Origin of the sequence: Methylocystis parvus OBBP, from assembly GCF_027571405.1 — a bacterium.
Lineage (GTDB): Bacteria > Pseudomonadota > Alphaproteobacteria > Rhizobiales > Beijerinckiaceae > Methylocystis > Methylocystis parva.
In genome coordinates this window covers 141,777-160,561 of sequence record NZ_CP092968.1, presented here as the reverse complement: position 1 = coordinate 160,561, position 18,785 = coordinate 141,777, and the positions used below count along the sequence as shown (strand labels likewise).

General features: G+C 63.9%; 17 protein-coding genes. 9 read left to right on the top strand and 8 right to left on the bottom strand.

Annotated elements, in window-relative coordinates; all coding sequences use genetic code 11:
* Positions 1-112: 112 nt before the first annotated feature.
* The 5 genes from MMG94_RS00800 to MMG94_RS00780 form a co-directional block, all read right to left on the bottom strand.
* Positions 113-328 (bottom strand): hypothetical protein, encoded by a 216-nt coding sequence (locus tag MMG94_RS00800; RefSeq protein ID WP_016919506.1) that lies wholly within the window; start codon positions 326-328, stop codon positions 113-115.
* A gap of 122 nt (positions 329-450) precedes the next feature.
* On the bottom strand, positions 451-1,260 hold the full coding sequence (locus tag MMG94_RS00795; RefSeq protein WP_016919507.1) for a formylmethanofuran dehydrogenase subunit C: 810 nt from the start codon (positions 1,258-1,260) through the stop codon (positions 451-453).
* The gene (fhcD, locus tag MMG94_RS00790) at positions 1,257-2,165 is read right to left on the bottom strand and encodes a formylmethanofuran--tetrahydromethanopterin N-formyltransferase (protein ID WP_026016173.1); all 909 of its coding nucleotides are present in this window, start codon (positions 2,163-2,165) and stop codon (positions 1,257-1,259) included. Before fhcD ends, MMG94_RS00795 begins: the two co-directional genes overlap by 4 nt.
* Positions 2,153-3,787 (bottom strand): formylmethanofuran dehydrogenase subunit A, encoded by a 1,635-nt coding sequence (locus MMG94_RS00785; RefSeq protein WP_016919509.1) that lies wholly within the window; start codon positions 3,785-3,787, stop codon positions 2,153-2,155. Before MMG94_RS00785 ends, fhcD begins: the two co-directional genes overlap by 13 nt.
* Positions 3,781-4,893, bottom strand: a complete 1,113-nt coding sequence (locus tag MMG94_RS00780) for a molybdopterin-binding domain-containing protein (RefSeq protein ID WP_016919510.1) — start codon at positions 4,891-4,893, stop codon at positions 3,781-3,783. Before MMG94_RS00780 ends, MMG94_RS00785 begins: the two co-directional genes overlap by 7 nt.
* A 389-nt stretch (positions 4,894-5,282) precedes the next feature.
* On the opposite strand from MMG94_RS00780, the gene pqqA reads away from it, so the two are divergent.
* Together pqqA and MMG94_RS00775 are read left to right on the top strand one after the other, a co-directional pair.
* A complete protein-coding gene (gene pqqA, locus MMG94_RS22065; protein ID WP_081495627.1) occupies positions 5,283-5,366 on the top strand; it encodes a pyrroloquinoline quinone precursor peptide PqqA in 84 nt (27 codons plus the stop codon).
* 147 nt (positions 5,367-5,513) lie between these two features.
* Positions 5,514-6,542 carry a cytochrome-c peroxidase gene (locus MMG94_RS00775; protein WP_016919511.1) on the top strand — a complete coding sequence of 343 codons (1,029 nt, stop codon included), beginning with the start codon at positions 5,514-5,516 and terminating at the stop codon, positions 6,540-6,542.
* A 79-nt stretch (positions 6,543-6,621) separates the two neighbouring features.
* Here the strand turns inward: MMG94_RS00775 and MMG94_RS00770 are convergent, their stop codons facing one another.
* On the bottom strand, positions 6,622-7,242 hold the full coding sequence (locus MMG94_RS00770) for a response regulator transcription factor (protein ID WP_016919512.1): 621 nt from the start codon (positions 7,240-7,242) through the stop codon (positions 6,622-6,624).
* Between the two features lie 186 nt (positions 7,243-7,428).
* On the opposite strand from MMG94_RS00770, the gene MMG94_RS00765 reads away from it, so the two are divergent.
* From MMG94_RS00765 to MMG94_RS00735, 7 genes are all read left to right on the top strand, one after another.
* Positions 7,429-8,745 (top strand): ATP-binding protein, encoded by a 1,317-nt coding sequence (locus tag MMG94_RS00765; RefSeq protein WP_016919513.1) that lies wholly within the window; start codon positions 7,429-7,431, stop codon positions 8,743-8,745.
* A 193-nt stretch (positions 8,746-8,938) separates the two neighbouring features.
* On the top strand, positions 8,939-12,421 hold the full coding sequence (locus MMG94_RS00760) for a TonB-dependent receptor domain-containing protein (protein WP_016919514.1): 3,483 nt from the start codon (positions 8,939-8,941) through the stop codon (positions 12,419-12,421).
* Positions 12,422-12,556: 135 nt separating this feature from the next.
* Positions 12,557-12,958 (top strand): lanmodulin LanM, encoded by a 402-nt coding sequence (gene lanM / locus MMG94_RS00755; protein WP_026016174.1) that lies wholly within the window; start codon positions 12,557-12,559, stop codon positions 12,956-12,958.
* A 63-nt stretch (positions 12,959-13,021) separates the two neighbouring features.
* Positions 13,022-14,200 (top strand): ABC transporter substrate-binding protein, encoded by a 1,179-nt coding sequence (locus MMG94_RS00750; protein ID WP_016919516.1) that lies wholly within the window; start codon positions 13,022-13,024, stop codon positions 14,198-14,200.
* Between the two features lie 110 nt (positions 14,201-14,310).
* A complete protein-coding gene (locus tag MMG94_RS00745) occupies positions 14,311-15,276 on the top strand; it encodes a YVTN family beta-propeller repeat protein (protein ID WP_026016175.1) in 966 nt (321 codons plus the stop codon).
* A gap of 145 nt (positions 15,277-15,421) precedes the next feature.
* Positions 15,422-16,177, top strand: coding sequence for an ABC transporter ATP-binding protein (locus MMG94_RS00740; RefSeq protein WP_016919518.1), 756 nt, complete (start codon positions 15,422-15,424; stop codon positions 16,175-16,177).
* Positions 16,178-16,234: 57 nt separating this feature from the next.
* Positions 16,235-17,101, top strand: coding sequence for an ABC transporter permease (locus tag MMG94_RS00735; protein WP_026016176.1), 867 nt, complete (start codon positions 16,235-16,237; stop codon positions 17,099-17,101).
* An 88-nt stretch (positions 17,102-17,189) separates the two neighbouring features.
* Here MMG94_RS00735 and MMG94_RS00730 read toward each other — a convergent pair whose 3' ends face one another.
* Together MMG94_RS00730 and infC are read right to left on the bottom strand one after the other, a co-directional pair.
* A complete protein-coding gene (locus MMG94_RS00730; protein WP_016919520.1) occupies positions 17,190-18,104 on the bottom strand; it encodes a hypothetical protein in 915 nt (304 codons plus the stop codon).
* 58 nt (positions 18,105-18,162) lie between these two features.
* On the bottom strand, positions 18,163-18,690 hold the full coding sequence (gene infC, locus MMG94_RS00725; RefSeq protein ID WP_016919521.1) for a translation initiation factor IF-3: 528 nt from the start codon (positions 18,688-18,690) through the stop codon (positions 18,163-18,165).
* Between the last annotated feature and the right edge of the window lie 95 nt (positions 18,691-18,785).

Genomic DNA, 18,785 nt, shown 5'->3' with positions numbered 1-18,785 from the left:
AATATGGGGAATATGGGAGCGGGCGCGCGTCCGACAAAGAGATGACAATATGAGCGCCTCGCGCCGCGCTGCTGACGCTGCGGGAAGATGTGAGCGGGAAGAACTCCGCGAGTTAAATCTTGTCCCCCTCCGCTCCGGGCGGGACGCAGCGCCAGCGAGTCACCTGCACATTGGGATGCTCACCCGACCATTGGGCGATATACGGCATGGCCTGCATCATGCAGTTCCCCGTGGAGCCGGTGGCGGATTCGAGCATGAGCTTGCGCTCGTCGCAGGCGGCCGGCTGGGCGAGCGTGCAGACCGTGAGGATCAATTCCACGAAATTCATGGCGACACCCCTTGCATGAACGCCGCCAGCGCGTTCTCCGATCAGGCGAAGCCAGATCGACGAGAGAACGCGCCAGATCGCTCTGTCCGGCGGCGTTTGATATGAAGCAAGGGTAATGCCGGTCAGGCGGGCGTCAATATCTCGCCCTTGCCATAGACCGCCGTGTCGCCGCCAAAGCGCTGCAACTTGCCGGTGAGAAGCGCCGAGGCGGCGGCGCTGTCTGCTTTCAGGCCGCGAGCGAAAAAGCCCGCGAAAGCAAGGATATGCGGACCACAATCCATATAAGTGGGGCCGAAATCCTTACGCTTGGCCAGCACGAGCGAACCGCGCCTGTTGAGATAGCCGACGCGTCCGGCCGTCTCGCCGAGGACGATGACGGTGCCCGCGATGATGCGGGAGCCCAAATCCTCGCCAGCATCCCCTTCGATGATCAGGATGCCGCGACGCAGCCGGTCGCCCGCCCGCGCGCCGGCCTTGCCGCGCACGACCACGCGACCGCCCGACATGCCGCCGAGTTCGCCCGCGAGCGGCGCCGCGAGCATCTCGCCGACGTCGCCCTTGATCTCGATATGCGCGCCTTCATTGCCTGAAGCCGCATAGGCGCCGGCGCTGCCGGACACCGTGATCCTGCCGCCTTTGGCCAGACGCCCGACCTGCAGTCCGACATCGCCTTCGACATGGATCGAGAACTCGGGCAGCAGCTTCGCCCCGACGAGGTCGAAACGAGACGAGCCGCCCTCATATCGCAGCGTCTTGAGATCGCCCGCCGCGACCTTGAAAACGTCGCCGACCCTGGTCGAGGCGCGGGTCGCGCCGATCTCGATCTTCTCGATGTCTGCAACGGACTTGCCGGCGAGGCGGTCGGGCGTGAGCGCGGAAAGGTCGACGCGCTGCGGCGGCTCCTGACGGAGCGTGAGAGTGAAGGAACTCACGGCAGCAAATCCTTCAGATGATAGTGGAACGGGCCGAGTTTGCCGCCGTAATTGCCGGCGCCGACGCGCTTGGCGCCTTTCTCGGGCCCCATATCGATGATGGCCTTGAGGCCCGCCCGCATGGCGACGCGCACCGCCTCGTCGGTGAGGCCGTCAATGACGATCTCGAGCGTGCAGCCGATATCGTCCTCGAGCGCCGTCTTGGTCACGCCCTTCAGCGTCGGGCAATAGGCGTCGTTGGTCGAGGCGCTCATGCCCTTATATTGCGAGCCGACCTTGGAGCCCGATCGCACAATGCCGCCCGGGAACGGCATGATCGCATCCGGCACGGCGTTGATCGCCTCGACGCCCACCTCGGTCGCGCGCATCGTGGACTCCCAATCGGCGCCCATAATGAGCAGATTGCCGCCGCCCACGCATTTTTTCAGCACGCCGACCTGGCTCTCGACGAAGAACTCGCCGTCCATCACCGGAACGCGCCAGAAGCGACGCCCGTCGATCGCCTTCGACATCTGCCATTTGTCGCCGAACTGGCGCATGGAGTCGCCGACCTTGATCTTCACGTCGCCGTCGAAGGCGGAGTAAAGCGCGGTGCCGGGGCAGGTGAGGATGCACTGGCCAACGCGGTTGACGAGCGCCTTTTCCGCGCCCTTCGTCGAGAAAGCGAAGAAGAGCAGCCGTACGCCGGGGCGCCCGTCGGGCGTCTCCTCCTCCGACAGCTCACAGTCGACGCCGGCCTCGCAATCGCAGCCGATGACCGACGTCGCGTAACCCGTCGCCGTCGCGGCGGCCTGATTGGCCCATTTGCGGGTCGGCGCCGTGACGATCAGCCCCGTCGCGGCCATGGGAAACGCTTCGGCGAAACTCTCGTCGATGCGCACGCCGTTGCGAACTATTCCTTGCATGCAACCTCCGCAAAGGCGTCCTTGTTCGGCAGAGCGGCGTCGGGCACGTCGAAAATGCCGCGCGGCAGGCCGTAAAGCTCCTCGTAATAGGCGTCGAGACGCTTGTTGATGTTGGCGTCGTAGCGCGGGCTGATATGCAGCGTCTTGCCGCGCTTGTAATGCGAGACCTCGCCATCCTTCACGACAAGCTCGCCGTCCTTGTAGACGTAAGCCGCCTTGCGGAACATGCCGGCGACGTCGCGATTCTTCTTATAGACCGCGATGTCGGCGATCGAGCCCGGCTCGAGCGTTCCGCGGTCCTTGAAGCCGAAGAGCTTCGCGGCGCCGGAGCGGCTCATCTGCGCGATCTCGTAATAATTATATTCGCGCTTGAGCGAGGGCAGCGTCGTGTGCTCCAGCACCTCGGCCGGCAGGCGCGACAGCATCTCCTCGCGCAGCTCCGCGCTCATCAGCAGCGCGAAGAGCTCCGGATAGGCCGTGAACGGGCCGCCATTCGGATGGTCGGTGGTGAAGAAGACCTGCTCCGGGTTCTTGATGAGCAGGAACAGCTCCAGACCCGCCGCCCACTGGATCGCGTTATAGTAGTTTGAGACCTTGTAGGCGTAAGGCACGATGCCGCCGCCATTGGCGTCGCCGTCGAAGATCGCGCCCTTCTTCGGGCTGGCGCCCGGCATGCTGTTGAACTGCTTCAGCACGTCGGAGGAGATCGTCACCGTCTGCGAGAACATCACCTGCCCGACGTCGACCGTGACGTTCGGATTGGCGTTGATCTTCTCGGCGAAAGCCGCCGCGGCCGACGAGAAGGCGTTCTTTCCTTCCTTGCCGTAAGCGTAGAACTGGATATGGGCGAGATGCAGCGGCAGGCCCTGCGACGCGTCGATCGTCGCGAGCGCCGTGTCGATATTTCCGGCGATGCCCAGATTGTTCATGTGCAGATGCAGCGGGTGATGGATGCCCACCGCCTGCGTCGCCTTCTGCAGCGTCTGGAAAATCTGGCGCGAGGTCGTGCCGTAGAAAGGCACCTCGTCGTCGAGCCCGAAGGCGCGCATATTCTCCTTGAAGGCCTCGCAGCCGCCCGGATTGATGCATTTGAGGCCCAGCGAGCGCGTGCCGCTCACCGTCTGCGCGACATAGTCGTTGATCGCGCTCTCTGACTCGCCGGCGCGGATCTGGCGCAGCAGGAAATCGTCATTGCCGAGAACCGTCAGCGCGCCCTTGTCGATGATCGGCACGTCGTTGAGTTCGTAATGCGTCTGCAACGAATGATGCGGCGCCATCGCCGGTTCGACGACCGTCGTGAAGCCCATCTGCGCGTAGAGACGGCCGGTCTCATAGGTCGACCATTTGGCCGTCGAGAGCGGCGTATTGGCGAGGCGCGCGCGAATGCCGCGATGCAGCTCGGGGAGCAGCAGGCGCGCCGTGTTCACATTGCCGCCGGCGATGTGGGAGTGAATGTCGATCGCGCCCGCCATCACGACATGGCCGGAGACGTCGATCTCCTGATCGGCCTTGCCGCCGGCCGGCGGCGCGACGATGCGGCCGTCCTCGAACCAGACGTCGCCGACGCTGTCCTTGCCCGTCGCCGGATCGACGACATGGCCGCCACGCAAAACTGTCAGCAAGGCGCGACCTCCGAAACATTCGCCATGATGGCGTCGATGACTTGCGCGACCGTCGGCGCGTCGGACGGCGCCGTGGCCGCGCGCAGCGTCAGTCCGCCCGTCTCCTGGGCCATGAGCACGGCGTCATGGGTGACGCCGGGCTGGCCGACTTCGATATAAAGCCCGCGCGACGGCGCGGCGCCGGCCGGGGCCAGCGTGATCAGCGGAATATCGCTCCGCGACCAGGACGGCGCCTCGCCGTCAAAGGCTGAAATCCAAAGAGCCGCGTCCGCCTCGCCGCTGTCGACGAGGCGCGACGCCTCGAAGCGCCACGGATCATGCTCGGGATAGCCGCGACCGAAGCCCGTGCGCGGCGGAAAGCCCGTCATCCAGCCGGCGACCTGCGTGACGCCCGAGGCGCCGCTGCGACCGCCGATATGCAGGCCGGTGAAGCGCGTGGTGACGTTGAGGTCGGTGACGAGCGCCTGCATCATCTCGACGGTCAGCGCGTCCAGACCGATGGCGGACGCCCAGACGAAGCAGCCGAATTTGGCGTTTCTGAGCGTGTCGGCGACCCCGTCCACGAGTTCGAGCTTGGCGGCGTCGATTTTCTCCGGATTGACGCGGCGGCCGCCGACGCGGGCGCGCCATACAGCGAGAACGCCGGGGATTTCCTGCAAGCTCGCCGGAACGACCTTGGCGCCGGGGACGGCGCCGGCTTCGCTAGCGTCGGGACCGATCCAGATCACCTTGCGCGGCTGGCCGGCATGGGTTCCGTGCCGGGGGGCCTGATCCAGCGCAAGACGCTCCAGCATGCCGGGCCACTGCTTCGTGAGGCCGGGGCCGACAAGAATCACGACATCGGCGCGCACGCGCGCTTCATTCGCGGTCGTGGTGAACATGCCGAAGGAGCGCTTCACGTCGAGATCGACGAGGGAATCACGCGAAGCGAGATGGTCGAAGGCCCCGCGCAGCCGCTCCGCCAGAAGGATCGCCGCGCGGGCGCCCGGGACGTCGGCGCCCAGCCCCGCGACGAGGGGAAATTTGGCGCCGCTCAAAATGCTCGCCGCCTGCTTAAAGGCGTCATCGAGCGCAATCGCTTTGCCGTCGAGCGAAGCTTTGCTCATCCGCTTCTTGCCTCGTGCCGCTCCAGGGCGGTCGTTGAGTTCGCCGCGCTCTTTGAACGCGCGGGCCAGAGTCGCCCTCGCTTTGCTCTTAGAAGGAGGAAAACTCTGAAGTTTTTTGCTTGACGCGCTTCCGGAGCTTTTACCGGAAGGCGCGCTATGCCTATCAGCCGTCACGCCTCGTGTCGAGACGCTTGGGCGTCGCACGCCGGGAGCGGGCAGTCTCGGCCCAGAGAGTTCCTCTTTTTCCCGAAAATGCGCGCGGCGGGTCAATTGCACGCCCCTGGCGATCATGATAATGCTCTCGCCGAGCTTGAACCTGCCCCTATGGCCCAGCCCAAGCAGCCGGGAACAAGAGCAGGACACAGCCGCCGAAGTTCGAAACGGAGGAAATGACAATGGCTTGGACCACCCCTGTGATCGTCGAAGTTTGCGTTGGCATGGAAGTCACCGCCTACTCGTCGGCTGAAATCTAAAGATTTCGCGCGAGTCGCCGCCGGCTTCTCGCCGCGGACCGTCCACAAAAAATCGAGCCAGTAGGAATAGCGCCGCGAAAGCTGGCGTTTCTTACTCGGCTCGATTTTTTTTTGCTCGAATTCAAATAAGCCTATGCGGAGGCGAATATGCGCAATTTGCGTTTTTTGGTTTCATTGACTGTGGCGGTTCTCGCCGCTCCGGCCTGGGCCGAGCCGCTTGACGCCAGGAAGCTTCTTTCCGATGCCCAGGCGTCTTTCCAGCCGATCAAGCCGGCCGCGACGGAATCGACGCAGACAGCGCGGGCCGCGCTCGGCCGTCGGCTTTTCTTCGAAAATCGCGTCTCCATGGACGGCAATGTCAGCTGCTCGCATTGTCATCTGCCCGACAAGCAGGCGACGGACGGGCTCCCCAAGGCGATCGGCGTCTTCGGCAAGGAAAACCCGCGCAACGCGCCGTCGATTTTCAACGCCAGCCTGAACGTCAAACAGCATTGGCGCGGCGACCGCGAAACGCTTGAGGAGCAAGCCGAAAAATCGCTGCTCGGGCCGGCAAGCTTCGGCAATCCGGATCAGGCGACGGCGATGAGCAAGCTGAAGGCGATTCCGGCCTATGCCGAGGCTTTCGCCAAGGCCTTTCCCGACGACAAGGACCCCATCAACTCGAAGAATTGGGGCGCGGCCGTCGCGACCTTCGAGCGGACGCTGCTCACGCCCTCGAAATTCGACGCTTTCCTCGCCGGCGACGCAAAGGCGCTCTCGCCGCAGGAGCAGGCGGGCCTGCGCAAATTCATCGATACGGGCTGCGCCTCCTGCCATAACGGCCCGGGCATCGGCGGCGACTCTTTTCAGAAATTCGGCGTGAGCGCGGATTACTGGACCGAGACCGGCTCCAAGACGCCGGACAAGGGCCGCGCCGACGTCACGAAGAACGACGCGGATCTTTATGTCTTCAAGGTCTCGAGCCTGCGCAACGTCGCCAAGACGGCACCTTATTTTCACGACGGTTCGGTCGCCGATCTGACCAAAGCCGTGAAGGTCATGGGGAAGGTCCAGCTCGGCGAGACGCTGAGCGACGCGGACGCGGCGGAGATCGTGGCCTTTCTCGGGAGCCTGACGGGAGCGGTTCCGGCCAATTACTCGGCGCCGGAGCCTTATCCGGACGCGGCGGCGAAGTAAGGCTCCGAGGCTCGCAAGCGCCTTCTCTCCCTCTTCCCGTTTCCACGGGGAGAGGCGAGCGCCCGGCCCCCACTCCCTCTCACGCCAGCTTCTGCTCCAGAGCGATCTTCATCAGCTCCATCGGCGTGCGGGCGCCAAGTTTGCGCTTCATGATCGAGCAGCTATTGGCGATCGTCTTGTAGGAGACCTGCGTCGCCTCGGCGATCTCCGCCATGCCGAGGCCCGCGCCAAGCATGCGCAATATTTCGAGTTCGCGCCCCGTGAGCGCCGAGAGCGGACTGACGGCGCCGCCGCTTTTCTCGAAGGCCAGCTGATTGGCGATTTTCGGCATCAGGAACACGCCGCCCTCCGCGACCTCCCGCACCGCCTTCAGCAGCAGATAGGGATCGTCATTCTTGGTGACATACCCCTTGGCTCCCGCCTCGATCGCCCGCGCGGCGAAGATCGGATCGTCATTCATGCTGAAGACGACGATGCGCGCGGCAGGGTCGCAATCCAATATGCGCCGCGTCAATTCGAGTCCGGAGGGGCCGGGCATGGCGATGTCGACGACGGTGACGTCCGGCTTGTGCGATTGAAAAGCCACGAGCCCCGTCTCGGCGTCGCGCGCGTTGAACACTTCTATGTCGCCTTCGCCGGCGAGCATGGCCGAACAGCCCGCCACGATGATCGGATGGTCGTCGACGATAAGAACGCGCATTGCTACTCCACATTTTGCGCAGTTGAGCAAAGGACAATCTGCGACGGTGAGCCCAATACCTTCCCGTAAAAGGGAGGTATTGCTCGCGATCAACTATTCACATGCCGCCCGGCGCAGTCCCGCCCCAAGATTGACCGCATTGCGCGCGGTCGTCAAAGTCGTCGCCTTTTCCAACAGGAAACGGCCATGCTCCAAAGACTGTCCCTACGCGCGCGTCTGTCGCTGCTGCTCGGCGGCGTGCTGGCGGCGGGCCTCCTCTTTGGCGTGGGACTGTTGATCCTGCATGCCGGATCCCGCGTCAACGCCGAGGCGGAAGGCGCGACGCGACTTGCGCGCGATCTCGTTTACGCAACCCTGCCCCGCCTTTCGACGTCGAGCGATCCGAAATCGGAAGTTGCGGAGCTGCTCGAAGACCTGCGGCGGCTGCGCCATGTCCGAGCGACTTTTGAAGGACAGGAAGGTCCCGTCCAGCCGGCTGAAAAGCCTGCGCCCGAATGGTTCAGCGCGCTGGTGTTCCGCGCGCCGCCGCCGACGCGAATCGAGACGCCGCTCGGCGCGATCGACATCGCCGCAAATCCCGCGGATGAAATCGACGAAATCTGGCAGGAGATCGTCTGGCTCGCCATTGGCGCAACAGCCGTCGCGGGCGCGGCTTTCGCGCTCGTTTCCTACGCGGTCTCGCGCACGCTGCGTCCCATTGCGTCATTGTCCGAAGGGCTGCTGCGGCTCGAACAGGGCGATCGCGCCATGCGCGTTCCGGCCGACGGTCCGCCGGAATTCGTCGCGATTGCGGAACGCATCAATGCGCTCGCCGCCACGCTCGAGCGTCTCGACGAGGAGAACCGTCTCCTCCTGCGGCGCATGATCCATGTGCAGGACGAAGAACGCCGCGACATTGCGCGCGATCTGCATGACGAAATCGGACCCTTTCTCTTCACCGTGCGCGCTGGCGTCGGAGCACTGGCGCGCAAGGCGCGCAACCCCGACGCGGAGCCGGCGCGGCTCGCGGAGGACGCCGAGAAGATCGATGCGCAAATCGCCGCCCTGCAGCAGGTTAACCGGCGCATTCTCGGGAGGCTGCGCCCCGCCGCACTGGCGGAGATGGGGCTCGCCGACGCAATTCAGGCGCTTGTGCGGGGATGGCGCGAGACGCGCGCCGACGTCGACATCGAACTCGCAACCGAAGGCGCGCGCGGCGAGATGGACGAGATCACCGCGCTCACAGCCTATCGCGTCGTGCAGGAAGGATTGACCAACGCTTTCCGCCATTCGGGCGCGGCGCGCATCGAAGTCGCGATTTGGCGCGATGGCGACCGCCTGCGCATCTGCGTCACGGATGACGGCGCAGGCCTGCCTGAAACCCGGACCAATGGCGGCCTTGGCCTGCGCGGCATGGCGGAGAGAGTCGGCGCGCTCGGCGGAACGTTGGAGATAACGAACCTTCCGGGCGGCGGCGCGAGCCTCTCGACGACGCTGCGTCTTGGCGCAAGTTTGAAAGTATAGTCGAAGATCGGGAAATTTTCCCGAAACCGACGGGAGCGCGGCCCAAGAAAACCGTTACTTTTCAGAACTGTAGCTACGGCGCCACATCCGGGGAATATTGTCATAAATGCTTCGCCCGCGCGGGACGCGGCGCCGATCTCGAAGTTATAACCCTCGCCGAAGATAGACGCCTAAAGACATTCGGGCTGGGGATATGAAGTTCAAAAAGCAAGTCTCTCTCATCGCGCTCGGCGCCGCGCTGACTTCCGGATCGGCTTTCGCGCAGCAATCCTTGCCGACGATCGAAATCGGCGCGACGCCGCTGCGATCCTCTTCACGTTCCGCCGCTCGTCCTTCGCCTGCTCCCGTGCAGGCGGCGCCCGGCCCCGCGGCGCGCAGCGCGCCGTCGGCGGCCCGCGTCGCGCAGCCCGCGCCGATCACGGCGCCGGCGCCTTACGTCTCGCCGCTCGTCACCTATCAGGTCCCTGCATCGGTCCATGTCGTCAGCGACAGGGAAATCGCCAATTCACGCAAGTTCAACGTCGCCGACGCGCTCGTGCGCGCGGCGCCGGGCGTGACCGTCAATGACGTCGGCGGCAATCCTTCTTTCCCCGAGGTCGACTATCGCGGTTTCGTCGCCTCGCCCTACGCCGGCGTGCCGCAGGGGCTCGCCGTGTTCCAGAACGGCGTCCGCATCAACGAGATGTGGGGCGACACGGTCAATTGGGATCTGATCCCGAGCGTCGCCATCGACAATGTCGCGATCGAGACCGGCAATCCGCTTTACGGCCTCAACGCCATTGGCGGCGCCATCGTCCTCGACATGAAGAACGGCTTCACCTGGCAGGGCGCCGAACTCGATCTGCGCGGCGGGTCCTTCAACCGCCGCCAGGGCGCCTTCCAATATGGCCGCCGCATCGGCGACTTCGCCATGTATGCGGCCGGCGAGGCGGCGGGGGATTCCGGCTATCGCTATTTCTCCGGCTCGCAGATCAAGCGCTTCTACGGCGACCTTGGCTGGCGCGGCGAGAACGCCGAAGTCCACGCCAACGTCACGCTCGGCTCCAATCGCTTCGGCGCCTCCGGCCCCGCGCCGGTCGATATGGTCGCGGCGAACAAAGCCTCGACCTACACGACGCCGCAGACCTATAAAAATCAGGTCATGATGTTCGATCTGAACGGTCAGGTTCAGGTCAATCCGACGACGAAGCTCCTCGGCGACATTCATTATCGCGGCTATAATCAGGCGCGCGTCGACGGCAATACGACCGAGTTCGAATGCGAGGACGGCGAGGCCTTCTGCGAGACCGGGGACGGCGCGGCGACGGGCGTTCCGAACTTCTTCAACGCCGCGCCCGGCGGCCCCGCGCTCGGCGCGATCGACCGCACCTGGACCCGGATCAATACGCTCGGCTTCACCGGCCAGATCAACAATACCGACAAGATTTTCGGCTTCCCGAACAAGTTCACGGCCGGCGTCAATCTGGAGCACGGATTTACGAATTTCGCGGCGAACGAAGAATTGGGAATCATCAATTCCGACTATACCGTCACAGGGTTCAACTTCTTCCCCCATGAGCCCGCCGCGGGAATCTCCCCGGTCAAGCTCAGCGTCTCCAACTATTATCTCGGCGCCTATGCGCTGGATTCGCTCGATCTGACGGACAGGCTCACCGCGACGGGCGGCCTGCGCTACAACCGCGCCAGCGTCCAGATGTACGATCAGGCTGGCATTGCGCTGAACTCGACGAATGTCTTCGACCACATCAATCCGATGGGCGGCCTGACCTACAAGCTTACGCCCCAGATCGCGGCCTATGGCAGCTATTCGGTCGCCAACCGCGCGCCGACTCCGCTGGAGCTCGGCTGCTCGGATCCCAACCGTCCCTGCCTGATCGACTCTTTCCTCGTCTCCGACCCGCCGCTGAAGCAGGTGACGTCCAACACGATCGATCTGGGTCTGCGCGGCGGCTTCCGACCCGCCGATATTCACCCGTCCTTCGGCATGTTGCCCGGGACGGTCCAATGGTCGGCCGGAATTTTCCGCACCAACGCCTTCAACGACATTCTGAGCATACCGAGCAGCATCAACGGCCGCGGCTATTTCACCAATGCCGGCAATACAGTGCGTCAGGGCGTGGAATTGTCCATGCGCTATGCCGGCGAGCGCCTGTCGGCCTATGTGAACTACACGCTGACCGACGCCTATTTCAATTCGCAGAACTGGCTCGGCGCGCCGGCCAATCCTGCCGCCCTCGTCGTGGGTTCGCCCTCGATACTCGTCAATCCCGGCGCGACGCTGCCGGGCATCGCGCCGCATCGCTTCAAGGCCGGCGCCGATTACGCCGTGACGCCCAGATGGAAGGTCGGCGGCGATCTCGTCTATGCGGCCGGCTCCTACCTCGTCGGCGACTGGGCCAATCAGTTCGGCACGCTTTCGCCCTACGCCATTCTGAACCTGCGCACCTCCTACGACGTGACGAAGGCGCTTCAGCTCTATGCGCTGGTCGAAAACGCCACCAATACGCGCGCCCGAAGCTTCGGCACCTTCTTCGAAACCGACTCGATCAACTTCGCCAATTTCTCGAATCCGAAGATGGTTTCCGTCGGACCGCCGACGGCCTTCTACGCCGGCATGAAATGGAATTTCGGCGCGGAGCCCTCCGGTTGGATGGCTTCGGCCCGCGACCAGCTCGCGCGCGAACGCGGCGAAGACGCGCCGACGCCGCGCAAATGGGCCGGCCTCTACGCCGGTTTGAACGCCGGCTATGGCTGGGGCGCCACGACCGACGTCAACGTCTATCCCAACGGCTTTGGCGACCGCTTCGCGCAGCTTTGGAACGAGAAGATCCTCGCCGAGGAGCCCGAGGACGACGGCGCCGCCTGGTGGGGTCTGTTCCAGCCCACCGCGCCGGCCTTCGCAAATTCGGGCATCGCCAATGTCAGCCGCAGCGGCTTCGTCGGCGGCGGCCAGATCGGCTGGAATTATCAGGACGAGTCCAGTGTCGTTCTCGGCGCCGAAGCCGATTTCCAGGGAACGATCTTCCGCGGCAAGGGCGCATATAACGGCTCGCTGTATGAACGCGCAGGCTATATCGACAAGCCCGAGGGCGGCGGGCTTGAGAGCCTCGTCATCACGCGCCAGGCCGTCGGCGGCGGTTCGGTCTCCGCCGGTATGGACTGGTTGGGCACCTTCCGCGGCAAGGTCGGCTACGCCGTCACCGATACGCTTCTTGCTTACGGCACGGGCGGTCTCGCTTATGGCGAGGTCCATGCGTCCGCCGCGCATTTCAACGCGTCCAGCATTCAGCGCGAGAATGACGTCGGCGTGCTGGCGTGGAATTACGCGAATCCCGCCGCCCTCGGAGGCTCCAGCTATTCCGGCGTCCGCGCCGGCTGGTCGGCGGGCGGCGGCGTCGAGTGGATGTTCGCCGACAATTGGAGCGCCAAGGCGGAGGGCCTTTATTACAATCTCGGCGCGGTCGACCTCGTCTCCTTGCCGCTCGCGACGGTCTGCTCGAGTCAGGCGACGAACACTTCGGGCGGCGCCTGCGCGAGAGGCCAAGCGAGCGCCGATCGCATCGCGCCGGGCGGGCTCCTCTGGGCGAACAGCCCCGTCTCCAAGGTCCAGTTCGACGGCGTGATCCTGCGCGCGGGCGTCAACTATCATTTCAACTGGGGCTCGAATCTCTTTTGACGGGCCCGCTTTCCCGGCGACCCTCGACCAACTGGCGGCCCCATGGGGCCGCCTTTTTTGAGCCAGGAGCGCCTAATGACGGCGCGGGACGAACTCCCTATATTTGGTTCCGTTCTTCCCAGACAGGAGGCTGACTTGAACAAGACCTTTCTTGCCGCGGCGCTTACGGCGGCCACGATAATCGCTGCGCCGATCGAACCGGCTTTCGCCAAAAAAGCGTCTCCCGTGGCGACGCTCGACACGGACAACGACGCGACGGTCGACATCAACGAGCTCAACAAGGCTGTGGAAGCGCTCTTCGAAAAGCTTGAAAAGGACAATGATGGAACGCTCGACTCGAAGGAGTTGCAGGGCCGTCTTTCCAAGAAAGAACTGAAGGCGGCCGATCCCGACAATGACGGCACGCTGGACAAGAATGAATTCCTCGCCGCCGCCGCTTCGCTTTTCAAGGACGCCGATCCGGACAATGACGGCACGCTGGATGACAAGGAATTCGCGTCCAAGAAGGGCAAGGCCGTTCTGCGCCTGACCCGCTGACATGCCCGGGCGCGTGGGTTCTTCGACTTGATCCCGCGCGCCAAAGCGGCCATGTAGAAGGCCATGAAACGCCTCGCCGCCGCTTGCATTCTTTTACTGGCCGCCACGCCCGTCGCGGCCGATGCGCTGAATGTGAAAATCGGCGTGCTGCGCGAATTGCATTCGACGGAAACCCTCTCCATTCTGGATATTCCCGCCGCGGACGATACGCTCGCGGGCGCGCTTCTCGGCGCCGCCGACAACAATACGACCGGCAAATTCACCAATCAGACATTCGAAGCTCTCGACGAAAAGCTTGAAGAGGGCGCGGATATCGCCGCTGGGGTCGATACGCTGACCGAGAAGGGCGCGCTATTCATCATCGCCGATCTCGCGCCCGATCGCCTTTTGATGGCGAGCGAACGCGCGAAGTCGAAAGGCGCGCTTCTCTTCAACGTCTCCGCGCCCGATGAGCGCTTGCGTGAGGAAGACTGCCGCGCCAACGTCATCCATGTCGCGCCGTCGCGCGCCATGCTCGCCGATGCGCTCGCGCAATATCTCGTCTGGAAACAGTGGCGCAAATGGCTGCTGATCAAGGGCTCGCATGAGCAGGACGAATTGCTGGCGCAGGCCTATCGACGCGCGGCGAAGAAGTTCGGCGCGAAGATCGTCGAAGAGCGCGTCTATGAAGACACAGGCGGAGGGCGGCGCAGCGACTCGGGCTCCGTGCAGACGCAGCGCCAGATGCCGGTTCTGACGCAAAACGCGCCGGTTTACGACGCGCTGGTCGCGGTCGACGAAAGCGAAGTCTTCGCGGGCTATCTCCCCTATCGCACATGGGACCCGCGCCCGGTCGCGGGCTCGGCGGGGCTCTATCCCACGAGCTGGGACGCCGCGCATGAGCAATGGGGCGCGCGCCAATTGCAGAACCGCTTCATGGCGGCCTTTCGTCGCCTGATGAATGCGCGCGACAACAATGCCTGGCTCGCCATGCGCATGATCGGCGAAGCGGCGACGCGCACCGGTTCGAACGCGCCGGAGAAAATTCGCGACTTCATGCTCGGCAAGGATTTCTCCATCGCCGCTTTCAAGGGCGTTCGCCAGACGCTGCGCCCGTGGAACCAGCAATTGCGGCAGCCCATCCTTCTCTCTGACGGCCGCATGACCGTCTCCGTCTCGCCGCAGGAAGGCTTTCTGCATCAGATGACGGAGCTCGACACGCTGGGGCCGGATCAGCCCGAAACGAAATGCAGGTTGAAATGAACAAGTTCTTTGCCGGCGTCTCCCCCCGTCATGGCCGGACTTGTCCCGGCCATCCACGCCAAGCAAACGAGCCGCGCGGCGTGGATGCCCGCGACAAGCGCGGGCATGACGTGCATGCGGTTGCTACAGCGCTGTTCATTACGCTGCTCTCCGTCTCCCCGGCTTTCGCCTACACAGCCTATATCAGCAATGAAAAAGGCAACTCGATCACCGTCATCGACACGGACAGGCTGGCGGCGACGGCGACGGTGAAAGTCGGCCGTCGTCCGCGCGGCATCGAGTTGAACAAGGACGGCACGGAGCTTTACATCTGCGCGGGCGACGACGACGCCATTCAGGTCCTCGACACCAAGACGCTGAAGCTCACCGGCAAGCTGCCCTCCGGACCCGATCCCGAATTGCTCGCGCTCTCGCCGGGCGGCGACACGATTTACGTCTCCAACGAGAACGACAATCTCGTCACGCTCATCGACGTGAAGCGCAGGGAGCAGATCGGCGACATCCCAGTCGGCGTCGAACCGGAAGGCATGGCCGTGAGCCCCGACGGCAAACTGCTCGTCAATACGTCGGAAACGACGAATATGGCGCATCTCATCGACACGCGGACGAAGCAGATCGTCGCCAATATTCTCGTCGACGGACGTCCAAGATTTGCGGAATTCAAGAAAGACGGCAGCGAGCTTTGGGTGTCGTCGGAGGTCGGCGGCACAGTCGCCGTGATCGATCCGATCAAAAAAGAGCTGAAGCAGAAGATCAGCTTCGAAATTCCCGGAATGTCGAAAGAGGCGATCCAGCCCATCGGCGTTTCCATCACCAGGGACGGCAAACGCGCCTTCGTCGCGCTCGGCCCGGCGAACCGCGTTGCGGTGATCGACGCGGAGACGAAGAAGGTCGAGAAATATCTCCTCGTCGGACAGCGCGTCTGGCACCTCGCCTTTACGCCGGATGAAAAATATCTGCTCACCGCGAACGGCGTCTCAAATGACGTGTCGGTGATCGACGTGGCGAATCTGAAAGTGGTGAAGTCGATTCCGGTCGGCTCTTTTCCCTGGGGCGTCGTGGTGGCGCCGCAATGACGAGGCCGGATTTTTATATTTCCTCTCCCCGCGACCGAACCGGTCAGCCGTCATTGCGAGCGCAGCGAAGCAATCCAGGGGCGTCAATGTGGCTCTGGATTGCTTCGTCGCTGACGCTCCACGCAATGGCGGCGGAAAAGGGAGCATGATAGACGCCCTCTCCATTTCTCATCTCTCCCACTCTTACGGATCACGTAAGGCGCTCGACGACGTATCCTTCACCGTCGCGCCGGGGAGCTTCACGGTTTTGCTCGGGCTCAATGGCGCCGGCAAGAGCACGCTCTTCTCGCTCGTGACGCGGCTTTACGCGGCGCGTAACGGCGAGATCGATATTTTCGGCGCCAATGTCATGCGCGACCCGGGCGCGGCGCTGCGCAGCCTCGGCGTCGTCTTTCAGGCGCGCACGCTCGATCTTGAACTCTCGCTGATTCAGAACCTCGTCTATCACGCGGCGCTGCACGGAATCGGACCGCTGGAAGCGCGTCGATTGGGCATGGCGGCGCTCGCGCGCGCCGGGCTCGCGGAGCGGGCGAATGACAAAGCGCGCGCGCTCTCGGGCGGCCAGATGCGCCGCGTCGAGATCGCCCGCGCGCTGCTGCACAAGCCGAAGCTGCTTCTGCTCGACGAGCCCACCGTCGGTCTCGACATCAAGGCGCGCGCCGACCTCCTCGCCCATGTGCGCGGACTGGTGAGCGACGAGGGCCTCGGCGTTTTGTGGACCACCCATCTCATCGACGAAATCGAGGACGACGATCAGGTCGTCATCCTGCATCACGGCAAGGCGCTGGCGGCGGGCCGGGCGGCGGATATTGTGGCGGAGAATAACGCGTCGGATATTGGCGCAGCTTTCGCGACGATCACAGGCGCCAATTCCCTCTTCCCGCAAGCGGGGAGAGGGTGAGGGTGAGGGGCGAGCGGCAATGACGATCTCGAAAATCAAGAGCGCGCTCAGATGACGATGAGCCGGACCAGCGGCCCTGCCCCTCACCCCAACCCTCTCCCCGCGAGGGGGGAGAGGGGGTTTAGCGCGCGCCAATATCTCATCTGCCTCATGGGCGTCGTCTGGCGCGAGGGCTTGCGCTTTCTGCATCAGCGCGAGCGTTTCATTTCCGCGCTCGTGCGGCCGCTCGTCTGGCTCTTCATCTTCGCGGCCGGCTTCCGGCAGGTGCTCGGCATTTCGATCATCCCGCCTTACGAAACCTACGTGCTTTACGAGGTCTATATCGCGCCCGGCCTCATGGCGATGATCCAGCTCTTCAACGGCATGCAGTCGTCCCTCTCCATGGTCTACGACCGGGAGATGGGGAATATGCGGACGTTGCTCGTCTCGCCCTTCCCGCGCTGGTTCCTGCTCGGCGCCAAGCTTTTCGCCGGCGTCGCCGTGTCGATCCTGCAGGTCTACGCTTTCCTGCTCATCGCTTATTTCTGGGAGATCGAGCCGCCGACGAAATGGGGCTATCTGACCGTGCTGCCGGCGCTGGCGCTCGGCGGGCTCATGCTGGGCGCGCTCGGCATGCTGCTTTCTTCGCTCATCAAGCAGCTCGAAAATTTCGCGGGCGTGATGAACTTCGTCATCTTCCCGATGTTCTTCGCCTCTTCCGCGCTCTATCCGCTCTGGCGCGTGAAGGAGTCGAGCCCTTGGCTTTATTACGTCTGCTCGGTCAATCCCTTCACCCACGCCGTCGAGCTGATCCGCTTCGCCTTCTATCAACAGATTGAATGGGTCTCGCTGCTCGCGGTCACGGGGTATACGAGCGTCTTCCTGATCGCGGCGATCATCGCTTACGACCCGGCGCGTGGGATGCTGATGCGGAAGGGCGGCTGACGCCTGTGGCCGGGAAGCTCGGTTCTCCGCTGAGGCGACGGGGTTTACGTCCGCTTGCGTTTCGTCGCGCGGCTGTAGCGCAAACCCGTCACTTTCTCTTTGTCTTCGTCGCCGCCTCTTCAGCGGCGGCCGCTTCGGCGTATCCGTCAGGCAGTTTCACGCCGCCCGCCAGCTGTGCGCCAAGCACGATGGTCCGGGCCTCGGTGAGCCGCAGGGCGCAATAGCCGAAGTCCGATTCCTTGGCGTAGCTGCGGCAGACCTCTTCGCGCCAGGAGGAGAAGCTCGCCTGCTCCTTGACGACGAAGCCGCGGACCAGCTTGTCCTTGCTGTTGCGTTGATAGAGCTCACGGAAATCGGCGCGGACGGTCTTCTCGACCTTGGCGCGGGCGCCGAGCATCTCCTCGGCCTTCTTCGGGTCGAACTCGCTCTCGGCCGTTCCCCACAGGCCGCTCGGATCGGCGCGGCAGTCCGCGACCTTGATCTCGCAGGCCTTGCTCTCATTGGTGACGAGGATGGCGCCGTCCAGAACGTCGAGGGTAAAGGGACAGGCCGGGAAAGCGATCTGATAGCGCCTCAGACCAGCTCCGCTGTTTTGCGACGTCAGCTTCAGAGGCATGCCGGCGACCTCCACCCGGCACTCCTCGCCGGAACGCGACAGGCGGTCGCCCGAAAGGGTGAGTTTGGAGACCTGGAGATCCGTTCCCCCGCGCGAAAACTCGATCACGCTGCCGGAGCCGTCGAGCTTCAAGGTCTTGCCGATAATCGTGTCTTCCGAGGGAGCTTTGGGCATGACGACCGGGCCGCGCGCCTGCCCCATCTCGCCGCTGCTGACTTTCTTCTTCGGCCTCGGGGCCGACGGCGATGTGACCGTGCCCTCCGGCGTCGGCGCCACCGCGCCCGGAAGCGCAAGCTGAGCCGTCGCGGGCGCGGCCGTCAATATTCCGGCCAGCGCCGTTCCGGCGGCCGCCCGAGCGAAAAATGTCCAGGACGGCGCAATAGACATTCGCAAAACCCAGCCCCTTCCCCAACCCGCCGGACGGAAGGCCGGCGAGCGAAACGCCCTATCTTGGCGCGAGAACCATCACCATCTGCCGGCCTTCCATCGACGGCTCGAGCTCGACCTTGGCGACAGTGGCGGTCTCGGCCTTCACGCGCGTCAGCAGGCGGTAGCCGATGTCCTGATGGGCGATCTCGCGTCCGCGGAAGCGCAGGGTCACCTTGACCTTGTCGCCCTCTTCGAAAAAGCGGTGAACGGCCTTCATCTTGACGCCGTAGTCATGCTCGTCGATGCCCGGACGCAGCTTGATTTCCTTGACCTCGACCACCTTCTGCTTCTTGCGGGCCTCGGCGGCCTTCTTCTGCTCGGCGAAGCGAAAGCGGCCATAATCCAGGATCTTGCAGACGGGAGGCGTCGAGTTCGGCGCGATCTCGACAAGATCGAGCCCGGCCTGTTCAGCCATGCCCAGCGCGTCCAGCAATTGGACGACGCCGTGATTCTTGCCTTCGGAATCGATCAACTGCACTTCACGCGCGCGAATTTCTCGGTTGATGCGCGGGCCTTCCTTCTGCGGCGCCGCGGTGCTCTTCATTGGCCGGCGAATGGAACGTTCTCCTTTGGGAAGCCGAAAAATCTCGGCCTTGATTGAACAGCTATAGAGAGGGCTTCCGCGAGGAAGCCCGGAGT